General features: G+C 44.7%; 1 other RNA gene. It reads left to right on the forward strand.

Features of this window, described 5'->3' with window-relative positions:
- Nucleotides 1-228 precede the first annotated feature (228 nt).
- Nucleotides 229-572, forward strand: a transfer-messenger RNA (tmRNA) gene (gene ssrA, locus DW826_RS17995).
- Nucleotides 573-771 lie beyond the last annotated feature (199 nt).

A 771-nucleotide genomic window follows, 5' to 3' on the forward strand; every position in this document is an offset into this window, starting at 1 on the left:
AGAATTGGTGGTAGACAATCATTCATGCGTTTGTCGTGGGATCTATACTGCGGACCCTTGACAATTTGGGCGAGTGATGGTAAGATTTGTATTACGCGAGAACAGTACCAGTATAGGATTCGGGGTCGCCTGGATTTTGAACACTGTCAAAAGCGAACGCATCGGAAGAATGTCTGCGACCCATTGCGGATCGGGCGATGCGAAAAACTCCGAAGAGAGTGCCAGTAAGGGCTTGTACTGGTTTCGACGGGGGCTTTGAAGCTGGTGAAGCTATCCGCATGCAATGCGTTAAATGGCAAACCTAAATATAAACGCTAACGACGAATTAGCATACGCAGCCTAATTTAGGCAGCTGTCGGCCTTAGAATACCTGCATTTTAAGTAACCGGCATCATTTAAAGCAGGAAACGACACGTGCAAAGCTTTGCGCACGCGGGCGTATGATGAAGCTACCAAACGGATCAGGATGTCTGCTTTCGGGTTCGGGCGGGAATTCTAAATAACAGACTATGATAGTAGAAGAACAGGGGATAGGTTTTCGGACAGGGGTTCGATTCCCCTCAGGTCCACTATAAGGGAAGTCTTGAAAAGTCAGGACTTCCCTTATTTTATGCCTGTTTGTATGTTTTTTGCAAAACGCTATCCCTGCAGATAAAAGTTTGAAAGTGCATATCAATGGGGAAAGTATCACACGAAATATTACATGAAAAGCTATTTATACTGGAAAGAGAACACGAAAAACGCATGAGTAAATAAATTGTGAACATGCCC

The organism is Clostridium sp. AM34-11AC, assembly GCF_003435375.1.
Lineage (GTDB): Bacteria > Bacillota > Clostridia > Lachnospirales > Lachnospiraceae > Pilosibacter > Pilosibacter fragilis.